This window comes from Hamadaea sp. NPDC051192, assembly GCF_040682475.1.
Classification (GTDB): Bacteria; Actinomycetota; Actinomycetes; order Mycobacteriales; family Micromonosporaceae; genus Hamadaea; species Hamadaea flava.
The window spans coordinates 1-2884 of the sequence record NZ_JBFBAZ010000282.1; the positions used below are offsets into that span (position 1 = coordinate 1).

A 2884-nucleotide genomic window follows, 5' to 3' on the forward strand; every position below is an offset into this window, starting at 1 on the left:
GCAACAGTCATGCCGAACCGAAACGCGACTTCGCCACCAAATCCAAGATCCGCTCACCCGATTACCTGGCCAACGTTTCCTGCTGAGCCACTAGTCAGCGCGTGCGCCATCGTGAATGAGTAAGAATCACCTACGTGCAGAACTGGTTCAAGACGGGCGGAGAGTGGCCACGCATCCCCCGGCCTGCGCAGGAAGATGGCGTCGCCGCGGCCCTCGGCATCCCGGGTCGCCTGCAGCTCATCGTTGGTCCGGCGGGGATCGGCAAGTCGACTCTGGCGGAGACGGTGGCGTCCGGACTGCCCGACCGCATGGTCATCCCGGTGATCGCGCTGACCGAGCTCTCGGGGGTACCGATGGGCGCCTTTGCCCCGGCCGTCGCGCGCCTGGGGCTTGATGCCGCATCCGACCGTCTGCCGATCGAGCTCGTCACGGCGATCGGCCGACACGCGAACGGCGTTGTGGTGGTGGTGGACGACATCCCACGCCTGGACGACGTCTCCGCGGCGCTCGTGTACGAGCTGGTCCGTGGGTTCGGCGCGCCCACGATCGCGACGGCGCGCAGCGGCGAGGCGCTGCCTTCGCCCATCCGGCGCGCGGCGGATGAGGGACTGTGCCTGCGATGGGACCTCGACGGGCTGGCGTCGGAGGACGTGGCGCGACTGCTGGAGCGGCGGTTCGGCGCGCGCCCTCGATATGCCGATCTGCACCGGCTCATGGAACGCAGCGCCGGAAACCCGCTGCACCTGCGCATGCTCGTCGAACGTGCCGAGCGGCGTGGCGGCGTCACGCCCGACGGCGAGTCCGTGCGTGTTGACGAAGGCGCGGACGCGGTCGGACTCGACACCGCGATGGCGCAGCGGATCGCGGAACTCACGCCCGGACAGCACGATCTGCTTCACGTGGCCGTGCTGCTGCAGCCTGTCACCGTCCTCGAACTCGGCGGGGGCCCGGACCTCCTGACGCTCGTCGCGCGCGGGCTGCTCGCCGATGACGGCACCGGCCGGCTTCGGGCGACGCATCCGCTGATCGCCGAGGCGTTCGAGCACGCCCCCGGGCGGCGCGACGCGGCCGACACGGCAGTGCGGCTGCTCCGCAGGCGCACCGAACCAGCGGACCGGATGCGCGCGCTCACTTTGCAGCTCGACGCCTCGGACCGAACCGTGGACGACGCAGAGCTGCTGTGGGGTATCGAGTACGCGATCTCCACCGGAGACTTCCGCCTGGCCATCCACGCCGTCGACACCGTGCTTGGGCAAGGACCACACCGCGAGCTCGCGTTCGTCGCGACGCTGCGCGCCGCGGAAGCCTGCTCCCTGATGAGCGACCTTGACCGCGCCGGCGCCGACTTCGCCGCAGCGCAGGCCCTCGCCGAGACGTCGGACAACCTCGCCCAGCTGGTCATCCAGCGCGGCCAGCACCTCGCCTACCGCCGCTACGACATCGACGCCGCCGTCGCTCAGGCCGAGCAGATGCTCCCGCGGCTAGATGAGGCCGGGCGCGCGGCCGTGGCCGAGTACGTCGCCAACTGGCGTTCATCGCGCGGCGAGCCCGCAAGTTCGACGCTGCGCACCGTCGCCGAACGCGTAGCTCCGGAGATCGCGCTCCGGGCCGCGATCATGGCCGGGTTCATGCGCGCGCTACGTTGCGACAAGGATGGTGCACAGCGTGCGTCCGAGAGCCTGCGGCGGCTCCAAGCCGAGCTGGGGCGCACCGACCCGATCGCGCAGACCGTGCTCGACTTCGTCGACTACTCGGCACTCATCGGCGACGCTCACACCGATGACGCCATCGACCTCATCGAGTCGAAGCGCGCCGGTGTGGGTGACATGGTCGGCGTCTACACGTGTCTCCTCGCGATCACGCGGCTCTACCGCGGGCAGATCGTCGAAGCATCGCGGCTTGCGGCGCTCGCGGTGGATCAGCTTCGCTGGCGCGACCGGATGGGATGGCTGGGCCTGGCGCTCGGCTACCAGGCAGTGATCGCCGCCCGGCGCCGCGACATCGCCACCGCACGCCGCATCCTCGACGAGATGACGCTCGGCCAGCGGCACGCGCCGCTAGTCCCCATCCCCCGCGCCGAGGCGCAGGCGTGGATCGACCTCGCCGACGGCCAGGTCGACCAGGCGGTCGCGAGACTGCTGCGCATGGCCGATCGAGAGGCTCGGGTCGCGCCGGTCGTCGCATCGCTCGCGCTCGCCGGAGTGATCCGGGCCGGCGAGGCCGCGCACGCGGTCGGCATCCTGGATCGTGTGCTCTCGGTGACACCGGTCAAGGTCGTACAGGTCGTGCGCGATCTCGCTGTCGCGCTGCGCGACCACGCCTACCCCGATCTACCGACGCTGGTGACCCGGGCGGCACACGCAGGACTCGAGCCGATCACGCTCGACGCCATCGCCCTTGCCCTGCAACAGGGCGCAAAAGGTGAGATCGCACGCAAGCTTGAAGCGATCGTCACGCGCACCGATCCCCTCGTCGACGAGGAGCTCATCCAACGTCGCCCACCGTCGCTCATCACGCCGCGCGAACTCGAAGTCGCCCGCCTCGCCTCCACCCGGATGCGCAGCCGTGAAATCGCCGCCCGCCTCGGCATCTCAGTCCGCACCGTCGACAACCAGCTCGCTTCGGTCTACCGCAAGCTCGGCGTCTCTTCGCGCGACGAGTTGGCCGACGCCCTCGACGCCCTTGGCTTGCGATGAAGCCCCAGACGACGTGGCGGAACCGTCCGGTGCCGAGGTCGTCAAGCTCGTACGCCAACATGGGCGACAACCCTGGCATCGTGCCGATATCTCAGAGGGCGTCTAATTCACGAACTTTGTGAGTGATGCCGGTTTAGGTGTCTCGCCAGGTTGGGGTGTTTTCGCCGGTGGCGCGTTTGGCCAGGTTG

1 protein-coding gene is annotated in these 2884 nt (G+C 69.5%); it reads left to right on the forward strand.

Going from position 1 to position 2884, the window contains the following annotated elements; all coding sequences use genetic code 11:
* Positions 1 to 134 precede the first annotated feature (134 nt).
* Complete coding sequence (locus AB0M47_RS42545) at positions 135 to 2696, forward strand: LuxR C-terminal-related transcriptional regulator (protein ID WP_363424690.1); 2562 nt, start codon at positions 135 to 137, stop codon at positions 2694 to 2696.
* Positions 2697 to 2884 lie beyond the last annotated feature (188 nt).